General features: G+C 68.2%; 15 protein-coding genes. All 15 read left to right on the top strand.

What is annotated here, in order from left to right; genetic code table 11:
- The first annotated feature begins 1 nt into the window (after position 1).
- Positions 2-1,834 (top strand): non-ribosomal peptide synthetase, encoded by a 1,833-nt coding sequence (locus SB786_RS28080; RefSeq protein ID WP_410730341.1) that lies wholly within the window; start codon positions 2-4, stop codon positions 1,832-1,834.
- 59 nt (positions 1,835-1,893) lie between these two features.
- Positions 1,894-3,174 (top strand): MFS transporter, encoded by a 1,281-nt coding sequence (locus tag SB786_RS28075; protein WP_410730340.1) that lies wholly within the window; start codon positions 1,894-1,896, stop codon positions 3,172-3,174.
- 65 nt (positions 3,175-3,239) lie between these two features.
- Positions 3,240-4,685 (top strand): efflux transporter outer membrane subunit, encoded by a 1,446-nt coding sequence (locus SB786_RS28070; RefSeq protein ID WP_410730322.1) that lies wholly within the window; start codon positions 3,240-3,242, stop codon positions 4,683-4,685.
- A gap of 79 nt (positions 4,686-4,764) precedes the next feature.
- The gene (locus tag SB786_RS28065; protein ID WP_410730321.1) at positions 4,765-6,171 is read left to right on the top strand and encodes an FAD/NAD(P)-binding protein; all 1,407 of its coding nucleotides are present in this window, start codon (positions 4,765-4,767) and stop codon (positions 6,169-6,171) included.
- A 56-nt stretch (positions 6,172-6,227) separates the two neighbouring features.
- A complete protein-coding gene (locus SB786_RS28060) occupies positions 6,228-15,152 on the top strand; it encodes an amino acid adenylation domain-containing protein (protein WP_410730320.1) in 8,925 nt (2,974 codons plus the stop codon).
- Positions 15,149-15,928, top strand: coding sequence for a sulfotransferase family 2 domain-containing protein (locus SB786_RS28055; RefSeq protein WP_410730319.1), 780 nt, complete (start codon positions 15,149-15,151; stop codon positions 15,926-15,928). Before SB786_RS28060 ends, SB786_RS28055 begins: the two co-directional genes overlap by 4 nt.
- Before the next feature lie 4 nt (positions 15,929-15,932).
- The gene (locus SB786_RS28050; protein WP_410730318.1) at positions 15,933-16,811 is read left to right on the top strand and encodes a TauD/TfdA dioxygenase family protein; all 879 of its coding nucleotides are present in this window, start codon (positions 15,933-15,935) and stop codon (positions 16,809-16,811) included.
- Positions 16,812-16,887: 76 nt separating this feature from the next.
- Positions 16,888-17,736, top strand: a complete 849-nt coding sequence (locus SB786_RS28045; protein ID WP_410730317.1) for a class I SAM-dependent methyltransferase — start codon at positions 16,888-16,890, stop codon at positions 17,734-17,736.
- A 75-nt stretch (positions 17,737-17,811) separates the two neighbouring features.
- Positions 17,812-18,531 (top strand): ATP-grasp fold amidoligase family protein, encoded by a 720-nt coding sequence (locus SB786_RS28040; RefSeq protein ID WP_410730339.1) that lies wholly within the window; start codon positions 17,812-17,814, stop codon positions 18,529-18,531.
- A 34-nt stretch (positions 18,532-18,565) separates the two neighbouring features.
- Positions 18,566-19,582 (top strand): sulfotransferase family protein, encoded by a 1,017-nt coding sequence (locus tag SB786_RS28035; RefSeq protein ID WP_410730316.1) that lies wholly within the window; start codon positions 18,566-18,568, stop codon positions 19,580-19,582.
- A gap of 26 nt (positions 19,583-19,608) precedes the next feature.
- Positions 19,609-20,427: a transketolase gene (locus tag SB786_RS28030; RefSeq protein WP_410730315.1), complete on the top strand. Its 819-nt coding sequence runs from the start codon at positions 19,609-19,611 to the stop codon at positions 20,425-20,427.
- A complete protein-coding gene (locus SB786_RS28025) occupies positions 20,424-21,377 on the top strand; it encodes a transketolase family protein (RefSeq protein ID WP_410730314.1) in 954 nt (317 codons plus the stop codon). Before SB786_RS28030 ends, SB786_RS28025 begins: the two co-directional genes overlap by 4 nt.
- Positions 21,374-22,462, top strand: a complete 1,089-nt coding sequence (locus SB786_RS28020; protein ID WP_410730313.1) for a hypothetical protein — start codon at positions 21,374-21,376, stop codon at positions 22,460-22,462. The genes SB786_RS28025 and SB786_RS28020 overlap by 4 nt, the downstream gene beginning before the upstream one ends.
- A complete protein-coding gene (locus SB786_RS28015) occupies positions 22,459-23,589 on the top strand; it encodes an acyltransferase family protein (protein WP_410730338.1) in 1,131 nt (376 codons plus the stop codon). The genes SB786_RS28020 and SB786_RS28015 overlap by 4 nt, the downstream gene beginning before the upstream one ends.
- A gap of 37 nt (positions 23,590-23,626) precedes the next feature.
- Positions 23,627-24,721: a phosphoserine transaminase gene (locus SB786_RS28010; RefSeq protein WP_410730312.1), complete on the top strand. Its 1,095-nt coding sequence runs from the start codon at positions 23,627-23,629 to the stop codon at positions 24,719-24,721.
- The last annotated feature ends 41 nt before the right edge of the window (positions 24,722-24,762 follow it).

Raw genomic sequence — 24,762 nt, 5'->3', positions numbered from 1 at the left:
AATGACCCAGCACGACTTGGCCGACAAGCATGACCCGAACCGGGCTTCAGGGGACTCGTTCGCCCGACGTTTCTCGACCGCTTCGGCTCAGGCGATTGCAACGGCGGACTCGCTGACGGCGCGCTTCACCGAGATTGCCGCGCTGCACCCCGATGCGCCCGCCGTCGAGCACGGCGGGCGACGCTGGACCTATGGCGAACTCGCCGCGCGCGCCTCGCGCGTCGCGGCGGCCTTGCTGGCCGCGGGCGATGCCGGCGAGGAGCCGGTCGCGCTGCTCTATGCTCATGGCGCACCGATGATCGCGGCGCTGTACGGCGTGCTAGGCGCGGGCAAGTTCTATGTGCCGCTGATCGCCGATCATCCGCTAACGCATCTGCAGGCCGTGGTGCAGGAGTGCGGCTGCCGGATCGTGCTTGCGGCCCCCGAGCATGCGGCGCTGGCCGCCTCGCTCGGACTGGCCGTGTGCGTGATCGACGACGATTCACTGCCCGAGGCCGGCACGCCACTGCATGCGCGGCGGCCCGAGGCGATCAGCTATCTGCTGTTCACCTCGGGCACGACGGGCGTGCCCAAGGGCGTGATGCAGTGCGACCGCAACGTGCTGCACCACGCGGCCTGCTACGCGTCGTCGGTCGGACTCGAGCGAGACGATCGCATGACGCTGCTGCCATATTACGGCTTCGACGCTTCCGTGATGGACATCCATGCGACGCTACTCACCGGTGCGAGCCTGCATCTCTGGGACGTCCGCCGGCGCGGCGTGGACGGCATCGGCGAGTGGCTGGTGCGCGAGCGCATCACGATCTGGCATTCGACGCCGAGCGTGCTGCGCGCCGCGTTTCCCTGCTTCGCCCGGCCAGCCGCGTTGCGCTGGGTGGTGCTGGGCGGAGAGGCCGCGGTCGGCGGCGACGTCGCGCTGGTGGCGCATCATGGCGGACAGCAGTGCGGCCTCATCAACGGCCTCGGCCCGACCGAATGCACCACCGCGCTGCAATACGTAGCCGATCTCGAAGTCGATGCGAATGCGGTGCGTCTGCCGGTCGGCAGGCCCGTGCCGGGCATCCAGGCCACATTGCTCGATGCGCAGGGGCAGCCGGGAGCGAGCGAGGGCGAGCTAGCGATCATCAGCCCGTTCGTCGCGCTCGGCTACTGGAACCGCCCTGAGCTGAGCGCCGAGCGCTTCCACGAGGCGCCGGAGAGCAAGGCGCGCCGCTATCGCACGGGTGATGTGTTGCGCCGCGACGCGAGCGGCTGCTACGAGCATCTCGCTCGCGTCGACGATCAGGTCAAGATCCGCGGGATGCGCGTCGAGCTTGGCGAGGTGCGGGCCGTGCTTGCCGCGCATCCGGACGTCCGGCAGTCGGTCGTGTTGCCGCGCACCGACACGCCTGCCGGCTCGGTCTCGATCGTGGCCTACGTGGTCACAGCCGATCCGGCCGCTGACGTATCGGCGTTGCGCGCGCACGTGGCCGCGCGGCTGCCGGGTTACATGGTGCCGGCGGCGATCGTGCCGCTCGCCGAGATGCCGCTGTTGCCGAATGGCAAGCTCGATCGCAAGGCCTTGCCGGTCCTGCGCCCGCCCGAGCCGGGCGCCGCGCGCAAGGCGCCGCGCACACCGCTGCACCGCGCGCTGGCCGGCTACTGGGCCGACGTACTGCGGCTCGAGGTAGTGGGCATCGACGAGAACTTCTTCGAACTCGGCGGTGACTCGTTGCTCGGCACCCAGCTACTGGGACGTGTGCGGCGTGAGCTGGAGATCAATGCGCAACTGGCGGACCTGTTCCGCCATCCGACGGTCGAGGCGTTGGCCACGCATCTGCTGGAGTCGCAATGAGCGATCTGCTCGAATCGCGCGCCAAGTCCGATACCCAACTCGTGGAGTTGCCGCCTGGCATGGCCGGGCAGCCCGCGCGGCGCTTGTGGTTCACTGTGCTGCGCGGCCCCTTCGCCTATCCTGCGTTTAGGACGATCTGGTGCGCCAGCCTGATCGGTAACGTCGGCGGATCGATCCAGACCGTGGCGGCGGCCTGGCTCATGACGTCGATGGCGCCGTCGCCTGCAATGGTGTCGCTGGTGCAGACCGCCTCGACACTGCCGATCGCATTGTTCGCATTGATGTCGGGCGTGGCGGCGGATGCCTGGGATCGCCGCACCGTGATGCTGGTATCGCAGTCGGTTATGCTGAGCGCCGCGCTGTGCCTGGCCCTGCTGGCGGCGTGGAGCGTAATGACGCCGGTGTGGCTGCTTTTCTTCACCTTCCTTAGCGGGTGCGCCGGCGCGATGTTCCAGCCGGCATGGCAGTCGGCCGTCACCGAGCAGGTGCCGGCGCGCGAGCTGTCGGCGGCCATCGCGCTCGACAGCTTTTCGCTCAATATCGCGCGCACGGCCGGCCCGGCGCTCGGTGGGTTCGTGGTGGCGACGCTATCGCCGCAGGCCGCGTTCGGATTCAGCGTGCTGACCTGCGCCTGGCTGGTGGGCGTGCTCGCACGCGCGGTCCGCGGCACCGGCGTGGCGCGCGAGTGTCGTCACGAACCGCTGGCGGCGATGCTCGGGCAGGGCTTACGCTATTGCTTCGGCAACGCCGGCCTGCGCGCCGCGCTGCTGCGCAGCACCGCGTTCGGTTTTCTCGGCAGCTCGGTATGGGCACTGTTGCCCTTGTTCGCGCGGCTGCGCTTTGGGGGCGACGCGGCCACCTACGGCGTCTTGCTCGGGTCGTTCGGCGCCGGCGCGGCCGCCGGCGCCCTCGGCGGCGCCGCGCTGCGCATGTGGCTCGGTCGTGAAACGCTGCTCGCGCTCTGCACGCTGAGCTTCGCTGGGGGCATGGCGATCGCGGCGTGGAGCCCGACGCAACTCGTATCCCTTGCCGGCCTCGTGATGGCGGGCGGCAGCTGGGTGGTGGTGGTGTCGACCTACAACCTGACGATCCAGACCGCGTCGCCAGCCTGGGTGGCGGGGCGCTCGCTGTCGCTGTTCCACTCGTGCATCGTCGGCGGGATGGCGATCGGCAGCTATCTCTGGGGGCTGGTCGCGACTACCACGTCGATCCGGCTTGTCTTTCTTGTCTCCGCGCTGTTGATGGCGCTGGTCGCCACGCTGGCGAAATGGCTGGTGCTGCCGACGCAGGATGCGCCGCACCCGCCGGCGCCGTCCGTCCCTGAGGGAGCATCGCAATGACGACGCATCGATCCGTGACCCATCGGGCAACAGGCCCGGCTGGGGGCCCGTGCCTCGCGCGGCTGGTGCGCGCGGGTGCGCTGTGGTGTGGCGCCGCACTCGCCGTCGCGCTTGCCGGCTGCGCGACCGGGCCGGACTATCAACAGCCGGCGGTGACCGTGCCGGACGCATGGAAGATCGATCCGGCATACGCTAACTGGCACCCGGCCGTGCCGTCGCGCGCCTCGCTCGACGACGCATGGTGGACGGCGTTCGGCATCGACGAGCTCGACGAACTCGAACACCGCATGCTTGATCGCAACCAGACGCTGCGCGAGGCCGCCGCGCGTTACGATCAGGCCCGGGCGCTGCTGGCGGAGTCCGCCTCGGTGCGGTTGCCGGAAGCAGGCGTAGGCTTTGCCGCGCAGCGCCGGCGCATCTCGGCCAATCGGCCGTTGACCGAATACGACTCGCCGAATGACTCCACGGTGCAGAACGATTTCGAGGCAGGCGCGTGGCTGTCGTGGGAAGTCGACCTGTTTGGACGCGTGCGCCGTTCGGTCGAGGCTTCCTCGGCAGACACGGAGCAGTCGGCCGACGACCTGGCCAATGCACGGCTTGCGTTGACCGCGCAGCTCGCCTCGGCGTATTTCGCGCTGCGCGCCCTCGATGAGGAACGCGATATCGTGGCTCATTCGATCGAGTGGCAGCAGAAGGCGCTCGACTTCGTCGAACAGCAGCGGAAGTTCGGACAGGTTTCCGAACTCAATGTGCTGCAGCAGCAAACTGACCTCGACGCCACGCGTGTGCAACTGCATCTGCTCGCGACGCAGCGCTCCCGCTACGAACATGCGATCGCCACCTTGGTCGGGGAGCCCGCGCCGCAGTTCTCACTGGAGCCGAATCGCGAAGCCCATGCGCTGCCGGTGCTTCCCACCGGCGTGCCGAGCGAGCTGCTGCAGCGGCGTCCCGACGTGGCCGCCGCCGAGCGTGCGATGGCGGCCGCCAACGCGCGCGTGGGCGTGGCGAGCGCCGCGTATTTCCCGAGCCTCGTGCTGTCGCCGTCGATCGGCTGGCAGAGCGGGCAGTTCGCCACGCTCGCAACGGTACCGAGCCTCGTATGGTCGCTCGGCGCGTCAATCGGCGAGACCATGTTCGACGGCGGCCGGCGCGCTGCTCGCAAGAGATTCGCGAGCGCCGGTTATGACGCGGCTCAGGCGCGCTATCGCGCCGCGGTGCTGACGGCATTCCAAGAAGTGCAGGACGCCGTGACGGGCCTGGACGTGCTGGACGCGGCAGCGCAGCAGTCGCGTAGTGCTGTCGACCACGCGCAGCGGCTGCTGGCGCTCGCGAGCGCGCGCTATCGAAACGGCATGGTCACGTACCTGGACGTCATCGAGGCGCAACGCGCGGCGCTGGCTAGCGATCGCGAGGCGGCCCGCATCCGCGGCATGCAGGCCGATACCGTGGTGCGGCTCGCGAGGGCGCTCGGCGGCGGCTGGCAAGCGCCTCAGGCCTTGGCGACCCGCTAGTCGGCTGGGGACCCGGACGGCTTCGGGCAAAGCGGCATGAGCGATTTTTCCGCTGCTTTCGAATCGACACGAGGAAGGCATGACGACAATTGCGATTATCGGCGCGGGTTTTTGCGGCGCGACGCTGGCGATGCACTGGCTGCGCTCCCCCCCGGTGCGGCCGTTACGGCTGCTGCTGATCAACCGCTCAGGCGCGATGGCGCGGGGCGTGGCATACGGCACGCGCACGCTCGATCACCTGCTCAACGTTCCCGCCGGGCGCATGAGCGCCGACGAGGCCGACGTTGACGATTTCTATCGTTACGCGCAGCAGCGCGACGCACGCCATACGCGGGCGAGCTTCGTGCCGCGCCGCATCTACGGCGACTATCTCGAGGCTCGCCTGACCGAAAGCATCGAGCGGGCCGGCGACGGCGTGACGGTTCGCAGCGTGGTCGGAAGTGCGGTGGCCATCGCTCCGCCGGACGGCGAGCGGCCTCCCGCGATCACGATGGCCGACGGCGAGCTGATCCGTGCCGATTGCATCGTGATTAGCAACGGCAACCAGATGCGGGGCGATCCGCCCGCGGCCAGCGTCCCGCGCGAGGTCCTGGAGCGCGGGCGCTACGTGAGCGATCCGTGGCGGTCCGGAGCATTGAGCGGCATCGACGGCGCGGCGCCGGTACTCCTGATCGGTAGCGGGCTGACCATGGTCGACGTGGTGCTTGGCCTGCGCGCGCGGGGACACACGGCGCCGATTCGCGTGGTGTCGCGCCACGGCCTGCTGCCGCAAGCGCATCGCGAAATGGATGCACCGCCGCACTATGACGGACGGCTGGCGGCGGAGATGCTGGCGCGGCCCGAGGTTCGCCACTATCTGCGGGTAATGCGCGAGGCACTGGTCGATGCGGCATGCGCGGGCCGCGACTGGCGCGATGTGATCGGCTCGATCCGCGAGGCCACGCCGCTGCTGTGGCGTCGCCTCGCCGATTGCGAGCGCCGCCGCTTTCTGCGCCACCTGCGGGCTTACTGGGACGTGCACCGTCATCGCTGCGCGCCCGAGCCTGCTGCCCGGCTGCACGCCGAATTCGAGCGCGGCGCGCTGAAGCTAATCGCCGGACGCGTGACCGGCTACGAATGGCGGGCGGATGGCGTGGAAGTGGCCGTGCGGCGGCGCGGCTCGGATGCGCCGGAGCGGCTCGGCGTCGCGGCCGTGATCAACTGCACCGGCCCGGCGCCCGACTTCGGCGACGCGGCGGACTCACTGTTCGGCCGCCTGCACGCCGACGGGCTGATCAAGCGTGACGCGATCGGCATGGGCTTCGCCGTCGCCGACAGCGGAGCTGTACTGGATGCGCGCGGTACGGCCTCGGACTGGCTCTACTACGTTGGTCCGTTGCTGCAGGCGCGCGACTGGGAGGCCACGGCGGTGCCGGAGCTACGGCGCCACGTGCGTCGGCTCGCCGAAACCCTTGTGCTGCCGCAACGCGAGCGCGTACCGGGCTGAGGTTGTGCAGCCGTTCTGCAAGGGTCGGATGGATCATCTGTCAAATAGGACTACTGATGGACAAGTCAGGGAGCATCAACGCGATTGAGCGGGTCGCGGCACTGCGTAGCCGGCTGGCGGCGCATCTCGGCATGACCGGCACGGAGCCTGACGAGTACCTCTTCGAGCGCACCGTGCAGACGCTCGCGCCGGCCCTACTGGTGCGTATCGTGCGTGAATGCGTTGTGCCGGACGCGAGGCGGATCGACGTGCTCAGCTGCGCATCGCTTCGCGAGCTGTCGCTGCTCGGCGAGCGGACCGCGGCCGCGCCAGATTTGCCACGCGAGAACGCAGGCGACGCGATACATGATGATGCGCAGCGCGCGACGCACGGCACGACGCGCGATACCGCGCGTCCGTCCACGGCCGCTATGCATTGCGACACGCCGGCCTCGGCGACGGAGCGCGACATGTGGCTGGCCGAGCAGGTTCAGGATGGCGCCGCCTACCATCTGTCGTTCGCATTGCGCTTCGACGCGATGCGCGATGGCCGTCTCGATTCCCAGCGGATGCGCCGCACCATCGCGTCGATCGCGGCACGCCATCCGCTGCTGCGGGCGACGTTTCACGGCGAGGGCGTGGCTCTTCGTCGGCGCATTCTAGACATGATCGAGCTCGACTGGTCGGAGGCGGCCGTGGTGCCGGCCGACGATGCGGCTTTGCGTGCTGCACTCAGGGCATTCGCGCGGCGGCGCTTCGTGCTCGATACCGGTCCGCTGTTCCGCGTGCGCCTGCATCGACTCGGCAAGGACGGCGACGTGCTGCAGTTTGTGGCGCACCACATCGTATTCGATGCGCATTCGCGAATGATCGTCATGCAGGAGATTGTGGATGGCTATCGTGCTCGCGGCGGCATTGGCGCGGCCGCGGACGCAGGCGATGATGGTGCGTTGTCGCCGGACATGCCGAACATCGGCTCGCCAGCGCAGCCGTTGGCCGGGCCGGCCACAGAGGCGCTGCGCGACTACTGGCGCACCCGGCTCGCGGACGTGCCGCATCTGCTCGATCTGCCGACTGATTTCGCGCGTCCGGCCGTGCGCGACGGCGTCGGCGCGGTCGCCGCGCGGCGGCTGCCCGTCGCGCTGGCGGAGCGGCTCGCCACGGTCGGTGCTGCGTACGGGGCATCGCTGTTTATGGTGCTGCTGGCCGGCTGGCAGATCCTCTTGCGTCGCTACAGCCGACAGGCCTCGTTCGTGCTCGGCACGCCCATGTCGTTGCGCGAGAGCGGCTGCGACGACGCAAAGGTCGGCTACTTCGCCAACCCTGTCGTGCTGCGCGCCGCCGTCGACGACGACGAGCCGTTCGGCGCCTTGCTTGCCAGGGTGGCGAGCGACACCCTCGAGGCGTACGAACGGCGCGCACTGCCTATCGGCGAGGTGATCGAATTGGCCGGCGTGACGCGCGGCACCGGCCATACGCCGCTGTTCCAGGTGATGTTCGAGTTCCACAACGAGCGGCACGACGGCGAGCAGGGCGACCTGCCGGCGCCGGTGCCTCACGACGCCGGCGCGGCCAAGTATGATCTGAGTCTAGAGATCGCGTATCAGGCCGACGGGCTGGCCTGCACGACCGAATATGCCACGGCGCTGTTCGCGCCAGCATCGATCGCGGGCATGCTCGAACAGTACGAAGTGCTGCTCGGCGAGATAGCGGCCGCGCCGCAGGCTAGCGTCGCGACGCTAGCCTGCACTCCGCCTGGCGATCCCGCCCGGATCGAACGGTGGAATGCGACGGCATTCGGGGCGCACGGCAGCGCGCTGATCCACGAGCGTTTCGAGGCACGGCGCCGCAGCGTGCCCGACGCTCCCGCGTTACGCCTCGGACACGCGGTGCTGACCCACGCCGAACTGGGGGAGCGCGTCGATGCGCTGGCCAGCCAGGTGCTTGCCGTGACGGGCGGCGCACCGCGTCATGTCGCGCTGTGCTTCGAACGTTCGTTCGAGATGCTGGTGGCGATACTAGCCACCCTCAGGGCGGGCTGCGCGTATCTGCCGATCGATCCTCGTCTGCCCGGCGAGCGGATCGAGTTCATGCTGCGCGACAGTGACGCAGCGCTGCTGTTGACGGTCGAACCGATCTTCCGCGCGGGCTTCGCCTCGTACGCGATAGAGACGCTGTGCCTCGATGCCGCGCCGCTACTCCCGCAGCCGGGCGCAGTGCGCGTGATGCCGGCCGTCGCGCCCGACGCCACCGCCTACTTGCTCTACACCTCGGGCTCCACCGGCCAGCCGAAGGGCGTGGCCGTCACGCACGCGAACGTGACGAACTTGCTCGACGCGGTGCAGGCCCGCTATCCGCTGGGCCAAGGTGACTGCTACCTGCTGAAGACGAACTACGCGTTCGACGTCTCGGTGCCGGAGCTGTTCGGCTGGTTCGTCGGCCATGCCTCGCTTACGATCCTGCCGCCCGGCGAGGAGGGGTCGCCCGACCTGATCATGGCGGCGATGTGCCGGTTCGGCGTCACGCACGTCAATTTCACGCCGTCGATGCTGCGCCTGTTCGTGCGGGAAGCCGCCGCGGACCTGCGTTTCCGCGCGCAGCACCGACTTCGCTACGTGCTGGTCGCGGGCGAGGAACTGCCGGTCCCGCTGGCCAACACCGCGCTCGACGTGTTGCGGCCCGCGGCGATCGAGAACGTCTACGGCCCGACCGAGGCGACTGTGTTCGCCACCGCCTACTCGCATGCGGCGCCGCTCGGGAGCGCACGCGTGCCGATCGGGCGGCCGCTCGGCAACTATCGCGTGCACGTGCTCGACCGGATGCTGCGGCCGGTGCCGGTCGGCATGCCGGGCGATTTCCACATCGCCGGCGCCGGTGTGGCGCGCGGCTACCTCAATCGCGATGCGCTGAACACAGAGCGCTTCCTGCCGGATCCATTCACGCCGGGCGGGCGGATCTATCTCACCGGTGATCTCGCGCGCTGGACCCACGACGGCCACATCGAATTTCTGGGCCGCATCGACCAGCAGGTCAAGATCCGCGGCTACCGCATTGAGCTTGACGAGATCGAGAAGGCCCTGAACGCCCATCCGTTCGTTGCGGAGGCAGCCGTGGCGGTGCGTCGCGACGAGGACGGCCGCGCGCAACTGGTGGCACATGTCACGCCCGCGCCGTGTGACGGCGCGTTCGATTCGGCGGCCGCTCGCGAGGCGCTGGTGGGCACGCTGAGGGCGAGCCTACCCGAATACATGGTGCCGGGCGCGTTCAGCTTCGTCGAGGCGTTGCCCAAGGGAATCACGGGTAAGCTCGATCGCCGTGCGCTTGCCGCTCTGCCGCTACCGGAGCTGGTATCCGACGCCGGCGACGCGCTCGCCCCGCGCAACGCGACCGAGCGCACACTGTGGGAGATCTGGCGCGCGTTGCTGCGCGCACCGACGCTCGGCGTGACCGACAATTTCTTCGAGCTGGGGGGCGATTCGATCCTGTCGATCCAAGTGGCTGCGCGTGCGCGCCACCACGGAATCGCATTTTCAGCACGCGACGTGTTCCGCTTCCCGACCATTGAACTGCTGGCTGCAAACGCCCGCCATGACTCCAGCCACGCCACGAACCGGGTCACCGTGCAGCCCAGTGCGCACGACATGCCCTTGCTACCGATCCATCACGGGTTCTTTGCGCTCGACGAGGTGCACGTGGATCACTATCAGCAATCGCGGTTGCTGGACGTGCCGCCCGAACTCACGCCGGCATTTCTCGAGGCATGGCTCGAGACGCTGGTGGCCGATCACGACGCACTGCGCTTGCGGTTCGCGCGCGATGCGTCGGGCTGGCGAGCCACCTTCCTCGAGCCGGCGCTGTACGAAGACAGTGCACGGCTGATGTGCCATGACGACGCCGGCCAGGCGCCCGATGGCGCAAGCGCCAAGGCGCTGTTCGCCGCCGCGCGGCGCGCCGTGGGGCTTGCCGGCGGACCGCTGTTCGTCGCGGCGCTGGTACGCGGCGAAGCGCGGCGTGGCCGGCTGTTGCTGGTCGCGCATCACGCGGTAATCGACGGCGTGTCGTGGCGGGTGCTGCTCGACGACCTGCGCCGGGGTTTCACGCAATGGCGCGTGCGGAGCGGCATCGAGCGCCGCCCGCGCGGCAATGGTTTTCAGGCCTGGGCGCGCGTGCTCCTCGCGGCACGCGACAGCGCGCCCTTGCTCGCCGAGCGCGACCACTGGCTGCGCACGCTGCGCGAGCCGGTGCCTCCGTTGCCGCTCGATCGCGCCGCGCCCGCTCGGGAAATCCGGCGCACCACGCGCATCGTCGAGGTCTCGCTCGATGCGCAAACCACGCGCGAGCTGCTCACGCGCACGCATCACGCCTATCGCACCCAGACTATCGAACTGCTGCTGGCCGGGTTGCTGACCGCGGCATGGCGCTGGCGCGGCCTCAATGCGCTGCGTGTCGCGCTCGAGGGGCACGGCCGAGAGACCGAAGCGCTCGCGCGCTACCTGCCCGAGGTCGAGCTGCCCGCGCTAGGCGAAACACTCGGCTGGTTCACCAGCTATTTTCCGCAGCGTCTCGCGCTGCCCGAATCGGAAGGCGCACCCGATCTGGCCGCGACGATCGCCGCGGTTAAGACGCAGTACCGCGCCACACCTCGGCACGGCATCGGCTACGGCGTGCTGCGCCATCTCGCGGCAGATGCCGAGCTGGCCGAGCTCGCGGCACAGGCCGCGCCGGAGATCGTCTTCAACTACCTCGGCCAGTTCGACGTGAGCGCCGACGAGGCGGCCGACATCCGTGTGCTGAGCACGGCATCTCGCGACGACATTACGCCCGAGCGAGCGCGCGAGCACCGGCTCGGCATCAACGGTGGGGTGGAGGACGGCAGCCTGCGATTCGAGATCGACTACTCGTGCGAGAGCTTCGGCGCGGCCGACATCGAGGCACTGGGCGCCTGCTTCGAGGCGGCGCTGTGCGAGATCGCCGCTCATTGCACCGCGCAATCAGGCTGGTGTCCGATGCCCGTGGATTTCCCGCTCGCCCGCGTGAGCCGCGACGAGTTGGCGCGCTGGCACGGAAGTCAGCCGGCGCTCGATGCACTGTATCCGGCCACTGCGATTCAGTTGGGCATGGTATTTCACAGCCTGATGCCGAATCACGCGAGCGCCTACGTCAACCAGGTACACATGACGCTCGGCGAGCATGTCGACGTCGCCTTGCTGCGGCGCTCCTGGGAGGCGGTGGTGGCGCGTCACGCGGCCTTGCGCACTGCCTTCGTCGGTTTCGAGCGCGAGCAGCCGCTGCAACTGGTGGCCGCCTCGGCGCCGCTGTCGTGGCGCGAGGTGGACCACCGCGGCCTTGCCGCCGACCCGCGCGAAGCGGCGTTCCGTGCGCTACTGCTCGCTGATCGCGTGGCGCCGTTCGACTTCGGCCAACCGCCGCTGATGCGCTTCCAGGTGATCCGGCACGATGTCGGCTGCCGCTTCGTATGGACCTATCACCACGCAATCCTCGACGGTTGGAGCCTGCAGCTGATCTGGGCCGATCTGGCGCGGGCCTATACGGCACTCGAAGCCGGTCACGAGCCGATGCTGCCCGTACCCGTGCAGTTCGGAGAATTCGTGGCATGGCGCGCTGCCCAGCCGCTCGACGAGGACCGGCGCTACTGGCGCGAGCAGCTCGGCGCGTGCACCTCGCGTACCGTGCTCTCCATCGAGCAGGCCGGCCTCGAGGCGCAGCCGTCCGATGCTGCGGTCGTGACCCGCGCGCTCGACGAAGCCGGCACGCGGCGGCTCGCCGAGGCGGCGAGGCGCACCAAGGTGACGCTCGCGATCATGCTGCAGGCGGCCTGGGCGCTGGTCCTCGGGCGTCACGGCGGGCAGTCCTCGCCGCTGTTCGGCGTCACCACGTCTGGGCGTGATGTCGAACTGTCTGGAATCGATGCGATGGTCGGACCGCTGATCACGACGCTGCCGGCGCGCGTCGATATCGACGCGCACGCGGCGCTGGGCGACTGGTTGCGTTCGGTCCATGCGCAGCACGTGGAGCGCGAATCCCATGCCTTGCTGGATCTCGTCGAGATCCAGCGCGAATCGGGCGTGCGCGCCGGGCAGCCGTTGTTCGACACGCTGCTCATGGTCGAGAACTACCCGGCGGCCGATCCCGACGCACGCGCGGCGCTCGGCGTGCGCGACTATGACTTCATCGACGAAACCCACTACGGGCTAACCGTGACGGTACGACCCGGCGCCCGCCTGCAATTCGACATTGCATTCGATCGTACGCGGTACCACATCAAGGACATCGAGATCATGACCGACCATCTGAACGCGGCACTGAACCGCATTCCCGACTACCTCGAGCAGCCCGTCGGCGCCTTGCTTACGGGCGGGGCCCCGCCGGAGGCGTCCGGTGCGGGATTGAGCCGCACTTGCCGGCAGGGCGAGCTGCGCCTCGGGCGCAATCTGGTGCCGCACCTGATCGAGGATCACGCGGTCGAAACGCCGACGCGGTGCGCGCTCGTCTGCAACGGGCACCGCTACACCTACGACGAACTCAATCGCGCCGCGAACCGGCTCGCTAATCGCCTGATGCGGGCCTGTCCCGAACTCGGCGCTGATTCGCTGGTCGGCCTGCGCATCACGCGCAGCGACCGCCTCGCGGTCGCCGTGCTGGCGATCTGGAAGATCGGCGCGGCCTATATTCCGATCGATCCGGTATTGCCGCGGCAGCGCATGCAGGAGATGCTCGAATCGGCCGCCGCGACGGTCGTGATCGCCGACGCCGCTGTGGCGGCCGCCGAGCCGGCATGCGCCGGTGTGCGCCGCTTCGTGTTCGACGAACTGGCGGCTTCCGATGCGACCATCGAGCACAATCCGGATGTGCACGTGTCGGGGCACGACCTCAGCTACGTGCTGTTCACCTCGGGCTCGACCGGCAAGCCGAAGGGCGCCATGATCGAGCACATCGGCATGCTCAACAACATCGTCAACAAAGCGCGCGACATGCAGATCGACGCGCAGGGCCGCGTTGCGCAGAACGCGTCGATGAACTTCGACGTATCGGTGTGGCAGATGTTCATCGCGCTGACGCAGGGCGGTACGACCTTCGTCTACGACGATCACACCGTGTACGACATCGACGGGCTGCTGCGGCGGCTCCACGACGACCGCATCACGATTCTCGAGGTGGTGCCCACTTACCTGCTCGCGCTCGTCGAACACCTCGAGGAGCATCCCGGGTTGCCGCGACCCGATGCGATGACCTACCTGATGGTCAACGGTGAAACTATCGATGCCGCGCTGCTGCGCCGCTGGTTTGCACTGATGCCGCACACGCGCGTATTCAACGCCTACGGGCCCACCGAGGCGTCGGACGACATCACCCATCATCTGATTTCGCCTGGCGACGTACTGGAGAATCCGGTGCCGATCGGCCGCGCGCTCGCCAATTTCGACATCTACATCGTCGACGAGCAGTTAAATCCCGTGCCGATCGGCACGCGCGGCGAGATCGTGGTGACGGGCGTGGGCGTGGGGCGCGGCTATGTGGGCATGGCCGGGGCTACCGCCAAGGCGTTCGTGAACAGTCCGTTTCCGGATCGCTACAAGGGCCGCCTGTACCGAACCGGCGATCTCGGTGTGATGCGCGAGGACGGTGTGCTGATGTTCCATGGCCGCAGGGACCGGCAGGTGAAGGTGCGCGGCATGCGCATCGAGCTCGAGGAGGTGGAGGCGAGCCTGCGTGCGATCAAGGCCGTGCGTCAGGCCGCCGTGCTGGTAATCCAGCCCGAACGGGGCGACGCGTTCTTGTGCGCATACGTGGTGCCGCGCGAGGCGGACGAGCGCGACGCCATCGTCGAGGCGCTCAAGGCGAAGCTGCCGCCTTACATGGTGCCGTCGGTGTTCCGCTTCGAGGCGGCGCTGCCGCAGCTGCCGAGCGGCAAGATAGACCGCAACCGCTTGCGTGAGGAATTCCGTCACGAGCCGTCGCGCGTGGCGCGTGTCGCGCCGGGCACGCCGGTGCAGTGTCGGCTGACCGAGGTGTTCGCCGAAGTGCTCGGCCATGACGGTTTCGGCATTCACGACGATTTCTTCGAACTGGGCGGCGATTCGTTCAAGGCGATCCGGATCGCGGCCAAGTACGGTGCGCCGCTCGAAGTCACCGACATTTACGACCACCCGAGCATCGAGGCACTGGCCGACCACCTCGAGCGTGCGCCCGCCGAGTCTGGTTCGGTGGTGCTGATGGCGGGCGACACGGCCCGCGCGAAGGCCGTGCTGGTGTGCGTGGCCAACGCGGCCGGCGGCCCGGTCAGCTTCGTCGATACGAGCCGCGCGGTGGGCGAGCACGAGGCCGACCTCGCGTTGTTCGCGGTGAAGCTGCCGCGTACGCCGGTGAGCGACGACGCGGCCCTGCTGGCCGAGATCCGGCGCCTGGCCGAACAGGTCTCCGACGATTTGCTGGCGGCAACGACGCTGCCGGTGATCGTGTTTGCGCAGTGCAACGGATCAGCGCTGGCGATCGCGATCGCACGCGAACTCGCGCGCCGCAAGGCCGATCTGCGCGCACTCTGCGTCGGCGGCGCGCTGATGCGCATGCGTCACGGCAAGCGCGACACCCGCAGCGACGAGCAGATCTTCTCGTTCCTCGGCGGCGTCGGCGCGACGCTGCCGGCCCAGGCCGACGAGCAGGCATTCTTCCTGCACGATTTCCGCTATGACAGCTGGCTCGCCGACGTCTACTACGATCATCTGAACGACGAGATGCAGGCCGGCGCGCTGGAGGTGCTCGACGTGCCGGTGTGGTGCATGGTGGGCACCGAGGACCCGCTGGTGGAGGGCTACGCGCAGCGCCACGCGGACTGGCTCAACGTCGGCCGGCAGGTGCGCCTTGTCGAGTACGCCGGCATCGGTCATTACCTACTGCGCGATTGTCCCGACGCGCTGGCGCGCTCGCTCGGCAACGTATGGCGCGACGCCGAGCAAGCGACGCGCACAGAGGTCGTGGCATGACCGCGTCGGCATCCCGCATCGCCTTCGTCCATATCCCGCGCACGGCCGGCACGGCATTCGGTGAACATCTCGACCGACTCCATGCAGGTGCCAGGATCGCGAAGTTCTACGTCGACGACGAACATCCGGTGGTGAACGGCCGGATCAATGCGTATCGCGCGCTCGACGAGGCGGAGAAGGCCTCGTACGCGATGCTGCGCGGCCATTTCCCGTACGGCTTCGACGACAGCGAGCGCGGCAGCCGCTACGTGACGCTACTGCGCGAGCCGGTCTCGCGGCTCGTGTCGTACTACTTCTACGCGCTGAAGGAGCCGCTCAACTATCTGCACGCGTATCTTTTTCAGCGCCGCATCGGACTCGAGCGCTTCCTCGCTAGCGACGCGAGCATCGATCTCGACAACGCCCAAGTGCGGGCGATATCGGGCGCGCATTTCGACTCGCCCCGCGACCGCGTCGGGCCTGAGCACCTGGAGATGGCCAAGCACAACCTCGTCGAGCGTTTCGCGGCGTTCGGCCTGACCGAGCGCTTCGACGAATCGATGCGACGGTTCTCCTCGCGCTTCGAGTGGCCCGCAGCCGGCGTGCAGCGGCGCAACGAAGGCAGCTACGCGCGCGACCTGACGCTGAGCCCGAGCTGCCGGGAGCACGTCGAGCACACCAATCGCTTCGACATCGAGCTGTACCGATTCGCGCTCGAGCGCTTCGATCTCGAGGCCGCGCCGCCCGCGCCAACCGATCGCAACTGCGGTCGACACCCCGACACCACAAGGAGCTGACCACATGACCACCCTGGACCTGAGGCCGCTGAGCGGCACCATCGGCGCCCAAGTGCGCAACCGTACGCTGGCCGGCATCGTCGAGCACGGCGGTGTCGAGGAGATCCGCGCGGCGCTGCTGCGTCACAAGGTGCTGTTCTTCACCGACCAGCCCGCGCTCGATGTCGAAACGCAGATCGAGTTCGCGCGCCTGTTCGGCGAACTCGAGACGAATTTCCCTTCGTTTTCGGCCAAGGCCGATGGGCGCCCCGAGGTGACGGTGTTCGACGGCGACGTGCCGAGCGGACGTGCGTCGATCTGGCATACCGATCTGAGCGTCGCGAAGGCGCCGACCGCGCTGGGCGTCCTGTGCGTGATGGAGACACCGGCAAGCGGCGGCGACACCATGTGGGCCGACCTCGAGGCGGCCTACGAGAGTCTGTCGCCGGGCATGCAGGCCTTCCTTGAGGGCCAGCGCGCGGTGCACGACATGACCACCGAGCAGTATTCGCAACGCCCTGGGGCGTTCCAGGGCAAGGGCCGCACCGATATCGACCTGAGTAACCTGTTCGGCGCGGAGCATCCCGTGGTACGCGTGCATCCCGAGACCGGCCGCAAGTGCCTGTTCGTCAATCCTTTCATGACCTCGCATCTGACGGGCTTCCACTCCGACGAGAGTGCGACGATCCTGAACCATCTGTATGCGCAGATGGAGAAGCCACAGTTCACGGTGCGCTGGCACTGGTCGAATGGCGACGTCGCGCTCTGGGACAACCGCTGCACGATGCATACCGCTGTGGACGACTACGGCACCGGCCGGCGGTTCGCGCGGCGCGTGTGCGTGCGCGGCGACGTGCCGTTCGGCGTGATTCACCAACAGGCCACGGCCGCCGAGCTTGCCTGACAAGGTCGCGCGACGCGCGACAGATTGCGCCACGGCCGCGAGGCCGTGGTCCTCCTACCTGAATCTGAATGCCATCATGAATCCATCGACCATGCAGTCCGGCGTCGACTTTTCCGGCTCCGTCTACCTTGCCTCCAGCACCGTCCGGGCGGTCGCACAGCGCCTGAACTGGCGCGCGAAGGTGCTGATCAGCGGTTATGCGCAGGATTTCCGTGGCAAGCGTGTGCTGGATCTCGCCAGCCACGACGGACGCTTCATGCACGCTGCTCTCGCGCACGGCGCTGCGAAGGTAGTAGGCGTGGAGGCGCGCGAAAGTCACGTCGACGCCGCGCGGGTAAATCTGGCGCAGGGCGGCCATGCGCGTGAACGCTACGACGTGGTGGCCGGCGATCTCGTCGAATACCTGCGTTCGGTCGAACCGGGTGGCTTCGACACGATCCTCTGCTTCGGCGTGCTGAGCCACCTGATCGAGCATGTCGACGTGATGCGGGAGATCGGCCGCATCGCGCCGGGTGCCTTCATCCTCGACACCTGGGTGGCGCGCGAGCGTTGGAACCTTCGCGAGCGCCTGCGCAACCGCCGCGTCAACGCGTTCGTGCGCAACATGCAGCAAGGCGGCTTCGGCAAACGCTCGATGTTCACGCGAATGCATGGGTGGATTAATGACGTGCTGCCGAGCGAGCGCAGCCGCACCGGCAATCTGGTGCTGCTGTACGAGGACGCCGCGGCGCCGGGCGCCACTGTGCGCCAGAGCGGACTAATGGGCTGGGCCAACCGTTCCGCCGTGGAGATGCTGTTCGATCATTATGGTCTCGATCACGAGCGAGTCGACTGGCACGCGCAGGGCGTCACGGACTGGAGTGAGCTCGAGGACTACCGGCGCGGCGCCCGCGAGAGCTGGGTAGCACGTGCTCGGCGTACCTGAGGGAGCGCGCCCGTGAGCACGACGTTCCGAGACAAGGTGCGCGCCCGCTGGCCGCACTACGACGATCGCCGCGGCATATTCCTGGCCGGTGCGACGCCCGAGGAAATGCGGCGCGTGGCGAGCGAGACGCAGCTCGACTGCAAGCTGACCTGCCGCAGCCATCTGCAGGCGTTCGAAGCACATCTGCCGAAGCTGTATTTCCAGGGCGACGTCGCCGCCTGCGATTTCGCCGCGCTGCCGCCGCGCTACGTGATCAAGCCGCGCTGCCAGACTGGCGTGCTGATGCTGATGGATCACGGTACCGATCTGAAGACCGGTTCGGTGTTCGCGCCCGAGGAAATCCGCGCATTCTTCGCGCGCCAATGGTGCTATCGAGGCCTGAACAATCACGTGATCGTCGAGGAGATGGTCGAGAACCGCGACGGATCGCCGTGCGTGTCGCAGTTCAAGTGCCTGACCTTCCACGGCCGTGTGGAATACATCCACTACGTGACGGTCGGCTACGACTTAGGCTGCGTCGCATACGACTACGACCGCGACTGGAAACGTGCTGCGCTCTATCACAGCGCGCAGCCAATCGAGCGTGAGATCGCGCGGCCGACACACTTCGATCGCGTGATCACGCTGGCTGAGCAGCTCGCCGACTATTACCTCGGCTGGACGGGCATCAAGCACGTTCGTGTCGATCTGTTCGATTCGGACAAGGGGCCGGTGTTCGGCGAGTACGCGGGCGGCACCAACGGCGGCGAGGGCTTCACCGATGAAGCGCAGCGGTTGCTCGGCGCCTTGTGGTGACGAGGGCCGGCTCCATCCTGACAGGAGTGCAACCATGACATCCGCCGAATCATCCGGCCAGGTATGCGTGAAGCAGGTACAGCGGGTGCGTCATGCAGATTCGACCCGCATGGTGCGTCCCGGCGACTTCGACGCCCGAATCGTCGCTCGGCATGCCTCCCTGGCCGAGTTGCCCGAGCGCGGACGCTACGTGCCGCTGTATGCGGACTGGCGCGCAGCGCGGCTCGTCTATGGCCGCTGGGAGGGCGATGCCGCGTTGAGCGACGTGCCGTTCCTCTACCAGCATCAGCGTCGCCACGTGCGGTGGCTGGCCGAGGTGCCGTTCGACCTGCTCGATGCCTGGGACGACGCTGCGGGCCTGACGCCGACCTTCGTGTTCTCGATCGGCCGTTGCGGGTCCACGCTGCTGTCGCGTCTGCTGGCCGCCGCCGGAGAGCCGGCGATCTCGGAACCGGACGTGCTGACCAACGTCGCCTGCGTCGATGACGACGCCGAGCTCGCTGCGTTGCAGCGCTGGGGGCCGAGCGTCGTGCGCGCCGCAGTGTCCGGGCTCGCGCTTGCGTGCGGGCGGGCGCCGGTCATCAAGCTGCGGGCGCGCTGCAACCGAGCGGTCGAGGTGTTTCTGCAGGCCTTTGCACAGGCGCGCTACGTATTCATGTTCCGCGATCGGGACGATTGGGTGCGCTCCACCTCGCGCGCCTTCGGCGAGCGCGGCGAGGTGCTAGCCGAGCTGCTGAAGGTGTCGGTCGAGGCCTTCGACTGCCTACATCGCGCCGGCGTGGGACCCGAGCTGATCTGGTACGAGGATCTGTTGGCCGGGCCGCTTCCCGCGCTGCAGCGCATCGTGTCCGATCCGGCCAGCCTGGCGGCCTGCAGCGACGCCATCGTCGCGGCGCTGGGCAGGGACGCGCAGGAGGGCTCGGGTCTGTCGCGCGAGGTGATGTCGGTACGCGGCGCCGATGCCGACGCGCTGGCGGCGTTCGACGCCCGCTGGCGCACCATCCGCTGCGACGCGCTATTGAGCGCGCATAGTCTCGCGCGGCTGCGCTGAGCTTACTTCAAGAACCGGGAGATTCGATGAACCTCGACATTCAGATACGGGAGAGCCGCAGGCGCGTGCTGACGATGCTGCATGGTGCGCAGGGCGGCCATTTCGGCGGAGCGATGAGCGTGCTCGACACTCTGATGGTGCTCCATCACCGGATTCTCGACCGCGATCCGGCGCGGCGCGCTCAGGGGCGCGCGGATCGCCTGATCCTATCGAAGGGGCACGCATCCGTCGCGTTGTATGCGACGCTCGCCTCGGTCGGCGCGCTGCCCGAGGCCGAACTGGACAGTTACGGGCAGCACGGCGGCCGCCTGCCGTGCCATCCCGACATGACGCTGTTCGACGCGATCGATTTTTCGACGGGCTCGCTCGGCCAGGGCCTGTCGGTCGGGCTCGGCATGGCCTTCGCGCTGCGCGGCACGGGCGCGCGCGTATGGGTGGTGCTCGGCGACGGCGAATGCCAGGAAGGGCAGGTGTGGGAGGCCGCGCAACTCGCGTCGCGCTACGGCGTCGACAACCTGCATGCGGTACTTGACCTGAACGGCTATCAGGAAATGGGCTGGCACGACATGCCGGGCGTCGAGTCCGCGCCGCTGCCAAACGCGGCGCCCAAGTGGGAGGCGTTCGGCTGGCATGTCAGCGAGGCGCCGGGGCACGACGCCGCGCGTCTCGAGGCCGCGATGCGCGACATGCTGATCCAGCGCGGCAAGCCCGGCGTGCTGTTGGCCCGTACCGAGAAGGGGCATGGCATTCCGGCGTTCGCCGACGCGCCCGGGCTTTCGCATTGCGTGAGCCTGACTGAGGCGCAGTTCCGGGACGCCGTGATGGCGGCCGGGGAGGTGGCATGAGGCCCGCTGCGCATTGCGCGCAGGCGCTCGTCGAGCGGGCGCGGCACGACCCACGGATCTGGGTGGTGGACGGCGACCTGGCCGATTCGTACGGCGTGGATCGCTTCGCGCATGCGTATCCGGAGCGCTTCCTGATGGCCGGCATCGCCGAGCAGACGATGGTGTCGACCGCGGCCGGCATGGCCGCCTGCGGGTTGCGGCCGTGGGTGTTCTCGTTCGCGGCCTTTCTGTGTTTTCGCGCCTACGATCAGATTCGCGTCGGACTCGCGCAGACCGGCGTGCCGGTCACGCTGGTCGGCTCGCACGCGGGAGGTTGCGGCGGCCCGAACGGCAAGAGCCATCAGGCGCTCAACGACATCGCGGTGATCGCATCGCTGCCGAATCTCGATATCTGGACGCCCGGTTGCGACGAGGACACGCGATTCGTGGTCGACGCGGTGCTCGCGCAGGGCCGACCCGCCTACCTGCGCTACCCGCGCGAACCGTTTGGTGCGCTGCCGGGCGAGCCCGCCGAATGTCGCTGGATCGGTTCACGCGCGCGTTTCGCGCTGGTGAGCTGCGGGCTGTTCACGCACGTCGCGCTCGATGCCGCGCGCCGGCTGCGCGAGCACGAAATCGATGCCGGCGTGATCCATCTTACGCGGCTCGCGCCGTTCCCCGGTGCGGCGTTCGCTGCGCTGCTTCGTGATGTGGACGGACTTTGGGTGGTGGACGACCACACGCGCCGCGGTGGCCTGGCCGACCTGCTGCATGCCGAGGGTTATGCGGTGCGCGACCCGGTGTTTTCCTGGCCGGTCGGCTGGAGCGGCGATTTCGGGCCAACCGAGGTGCTGCTCAAGCGCCACGGGCTCGCCGCGGACGATATCGCCGCGCGCCTTGCCGGCGAGCTGCGGGGCCGCGGACGCGCGCCGCGTGGCGCGGTGCGCGCCGCCTACGAGGCGGGCCGATGAGCTCGGATCTGCTCGTGACGGGCACCGGCTCGCTCGCCGAGGCCGTGCTGTTCGATCTCGCGACGATGCCGGCCGGCTCGACGCCGCTCCGGATCGTCTTGGCCGGGCGCAACGCAGCGCGTCTGGCGTGGCTCGTGCACGCCACCAACGCGCGTGCCGTGGTGCACGGCACGCCGCATCGCGTTGTCGGCTGTGAGCTGGACTGGGATGCGGCGGGCGCGCTCGACAGCCTGCTGGCCACGCTCCGGCCGGCTCTGGTGTTCAACGTGGCCTCACTGCAGTCGATGTGGGAAATCGCGGCCGGGCGCGATGCCTGGGCCGCGACGATCCGCGCCCAGGGCTACGGCGCGACCCTGCCGCTGCAGGTGGTGCTCGCGCTGCGCGTGGCGCGCGCGATCGCGGCGCATTCCCCCGGCAGCCGCTTCGTCAATGCCTGCTATCCCGACGCGGTCAACGAGATCCTCGTGCGGCTCGGCCACGATGTCGTGTGCGGCATCGGCAACGTGGCGACGCTTGCCGCAGCGTACCGCGCCGAGATGGAACTGGCGCCCCGCGCCCGCCTGCGCATGCTCGCGCATCACTGGCATGTCGGCGCCGCGATCGCCGGACATGGCCGCCACCATGCGCCGCACGTCTGGGTGGATACGCAGGCGTGCGAGGCGCAGGCGCTGCCGGATCCACAGCTGCCCGGCGACGCATCGCTGAACCGCATCACCGGCGCGACCGGCGCCGTGCTGCTCGCCGCGCTGCTCGGCCGCGTGGCGCGCTACGCCGGGCATGCTCCGGGCCCGAACGGGCTACCGGGGGGCTATCCGGTCGTGATCGAGGGGGGCCGGCTCTCGCTCGATATGCCGGCGGGCGTCGCGGTCGAGACGGCCGTCGCGCTGAACCGCGAATGGAGCACCCGAGAACATGTCGAACTCGATGCTTCGGGCACTGTGCGCACCGGCACGCGGGCCGGCTCGCCGCTGCCGTGCGTCTGGTCGATCGGGACGGTCGAGCAGGTGGCGCGGCAAATGCTGTGCACCCGGGCCGAATTGCAAGCGATGGCGTCGCCGCCGCCCAAACAACAGGAAACAAAATGAATGAAGACAAGCGTAGCAACGGCGTGGACATGCTCCGAGGCATTGCGATCCTGCTCGTGCTGATCCTGCATTTCCATCTGACCTATCGGCTGCATCTGCTGCCGTTCGATCTTCCTTGGCTGTCCGACGCCATCAAGGCGCTTGCGCGCAATGGCAACTACGGCGTGACGATGTTCTTTACCGTGTCGGGCTTTCTGATCACGTCCACCTCGCTGCGCCGGTTCGGCTCGCCCACGCAGATCCGGCCCGGCACCTTCTATCGCTTCCGCGCCTCGCGCATCCTGCCCTGCCTGATCCTGGCGCTTGCGATCATGGTGTTGCTGAGCGGGTTCGACATGCGCTCGTTCGTGAACAAGCCCGATACGGCGAGCATGCCGATGGCAGTGTTCTCGGTGCTGACGTTCTGGCACAACGCGCTGATGGCGCAGGTCGGCTATTTTAATTACGCGATGAACATCCTCTGGTCGTTGTCGGTGGAGGAGGTGTTCTACCTGAGCTTCCCGATCGTGTTCCTGGTGCTCCGCCGTCCAGGCTACATCGGCGCTTGGCTCGTCGTGCCCATCCTGTTCGCGCCGTATTACCGGAGCCTGCATGCCGACGACGAGATCGTGGCGCTGTACGGCTATCTGTCGTGCTTCGACGCAATCGCGATGGGCTGCTGCGTGGCGCTGTTGCCGGCACGGCGCGTCGCGCGCGGCACCAGCGTCGCACTGCGGACCGTGGCCGGGCTTGCGCTCGCCCTGACCTATCTGTCGGGTCCGATCATGCAGCACGTGGTCTGGGGTGTGTCGACGGTCGCTGCATGCACCGCCGTAATGCTGTACTGCTTCCAGCACGAGGCGGCGCCCGCGCAGCCGGCGCGCACGTGGCGCGTGGCGCGCATGATCCGCTGGTTCGGGAAGCGCAGCTACGAGCTCTACCTGTTTCACATCGTCGTGCTCGGCATCCTGCGCGAGTATGTGACGCGCGAAAACGTCGGGCTATATGCAAAGCCCCTGTGGCTGCTGTTCTATCTCTGCGCGGCGGCGCTGGTCGCGCAGATCGTATTCCGCCACTTTTCCGAGCCGCTCAACGCGATGCTCAGGCGCGGCGCATCACGTCCGTCCACGGGCTTTCTTGAGAAATGATCCGTCATCGCGTAATCCAACGATCCAGGAGTGCTCCATGCATCCGAATCAACTGAACTTCTCCGGTGGCCCGGGCGCGCTGCCGGACCGCGTGCTCGACGAGTTGCGGCGGGCGGTCGTGGCCTTGCCTGAGACGAACCTGTCAGTGCTCGGCATGAGCCACCGTTCCACGTGGTTCGCGCGGCTGTTGGAGGATAGCGAAGCCGATCTGCGTGCCCTGCTGCGCATTCCGGACGATTACAGCGTGGTGTACTTGCAGGGCGGCAGCAGCCTGCAGTTCTCGATGATTCCGATGAACTTTCGCGTGCCGGGCGCGCCGCCGCCCGAATACGTTACGGGCGGCTACTGGAGCCGTAAGGCCATCGACGAGGCATCGCACGTGATGGAGATGCGCACTGTCTGGGACGGCGCGACAAGCGGTTACCGCGCGCTGCCGAAGCTCGCCGAACTGCACTGGCATCCTCGCGCCTCGTATCGGCACTTCGTGTCGAACGAGACCGTGGAGGGGCTGCAGTTTCCGGCCGTGCCGGCCGACGACGGCGCACCTTGGGTGGCGGACATGTCCTCGGATTTCGTGTCCAGGCCGTTCGACGTCGGTGCCTACGGCATGGTGTATGCGCATGCGCAGAAGAATCTCGGGCCGGCCGGCGTGACGGTGGCGATCATCCGCAATGCATTGCTCGACCGCATTCCTGACACGTTGCCGCCGATGCTCGATTACCGCACCCACATCCGCCACGGCTCGAACTACAACACCCCGCCGGTATTCGCGATCTACGTGATGGCGCGCGTGTTGCGCTGGATCCGCGACGAGGTGGGTGGCGTCGAGCGCATGGCGGAGCGGAACGCGCGCAAGGCGGCGCAGTTGTACGCCGGCCTCGACGACCTGCATGAAGTGGTGGATGCGCATGCACAGCGCGAGTGCCGCTCCACCATGAACGTGGCGTTTCGTTTCCGCGACGCGCGGCTGGATACGCGCTGTCTCGAACTCGCGACCGCGGCGGGGTTCTCGGGGCTCAACGGACATCGATCGATCGGCGGCCTGCGTGCCTCGCTCTACAACGCCGTGTCGGAGCAGGCGGTGGGGCAACTGACGGCCTTCCTGAAGGACTTCGCGCTGCGCCACGCATGATGCGCGGCCGCACATCCATACCGATGTCATGGCCTTCGGCC

Origin of the sequence: Burkholderia sp. SIMBA_062 (assembly GCF_046534765.1) — a bacterium.
GTDB lineage: Bacteria > Pseudomonadota > Gammaproteobacteria > Burkholderiales > Burkholderiaceae > Burkholderia > Burkholderia ambifaria.
This window is presented reverse-complemented; position numbering and strand designations above follow the sequence as displayed.

Bases quoted from the DNA above. Each gene is read 5' to 3' on its own strand.
- SB786_RS28080 (WP_410730341.1), top strand. From the start codon at position 2: ATGACCCAGCACGACTTGGCCGACAAGCATGACCCGAACCGGGCTTCA.
- SB786_RS28075 (WP_410730340.1), top strand. From the start codon at position 1,894: ATGGCCGGGCAGCCCGCGCGGCGCTTGTGGTTCACTGTGCTGCGCGGC.
- SB786_RS28065 (WP_410730321.1), top strand. From the start codon at position 4,765: ATGACGACAATTGCGATTATCGGCGCGGGTTTTTGCGGCGCGACGCTG.
- SB786_RS28060 (WP_410730320.1), top strand. From the start codon at position 6,228: ATGGACAAGTCAGGGAGCATCAACGCGATTGAGCGGGTCGCGGCACTG.
- SB786_RS28055 (WP_410730319.1), top strand. From the start codon at position 15,149: ATGACCGCGTCGGCATCCCGCATCGCCTTCGTCCATATCCCGCGCACG.
- SB786_RS28050 (WP_410730318.1), top strand. From the start codon at position 15,933: ATGACCACCCTGGACCTGAGGCCGCTGAGCGGCACCATCGGCGCCCAA.
- SB786_RS28045 (WP_410730317.1), top strand. From the start codon at position 16,888: ATGAATCCATCGACCATGCAGTCCGGCGTCGACTTTTCCGGCTCCGTC.
- SB786_RS28035 (WP_410730316.1), top strand. From the start codon at position 18,566: ATGACATCCGCCGAATCATCCGGCCAGGTATGCGTGAAGCAGGTACAG.
- SB786_RS28030 (WP_410730315.1), top strand. From the start codon at position 19,609: ATGAACCTCGACATTCAGATACGGGAGAGCCGCAGGCGCGTGCTGACG.
- SB786_RS28025 (WP_410730314.1), top strand. From the start codon at position 20,424: ATGAGGCCCGCTGCGCATTGCGCGCAGGCGCTCGTCGAGCGGGCGCGG.
- SB786_RS28020 (WP_410730313.1), top strand. From the start codon at position 21,374: ATGAGCTCGGATCTGCTCGTGACGGGCACCGGCTCGCTCGCCGAGGCC.
- SB786_RS28015 (WP_410730338.1), top strand. From the start codon at position 22,459: ATGAATGAAGACAAGCGTAGCAACGGCGTGGACATGCTCCGAGGCATT.
- SB786_RS28010 (WP_410730312.1), top strand. From the start codon at position 23,627: ATGCATCCGAATCAACTGAACTTCTCCGGTGGCCCGGGCGCGCTGCCG.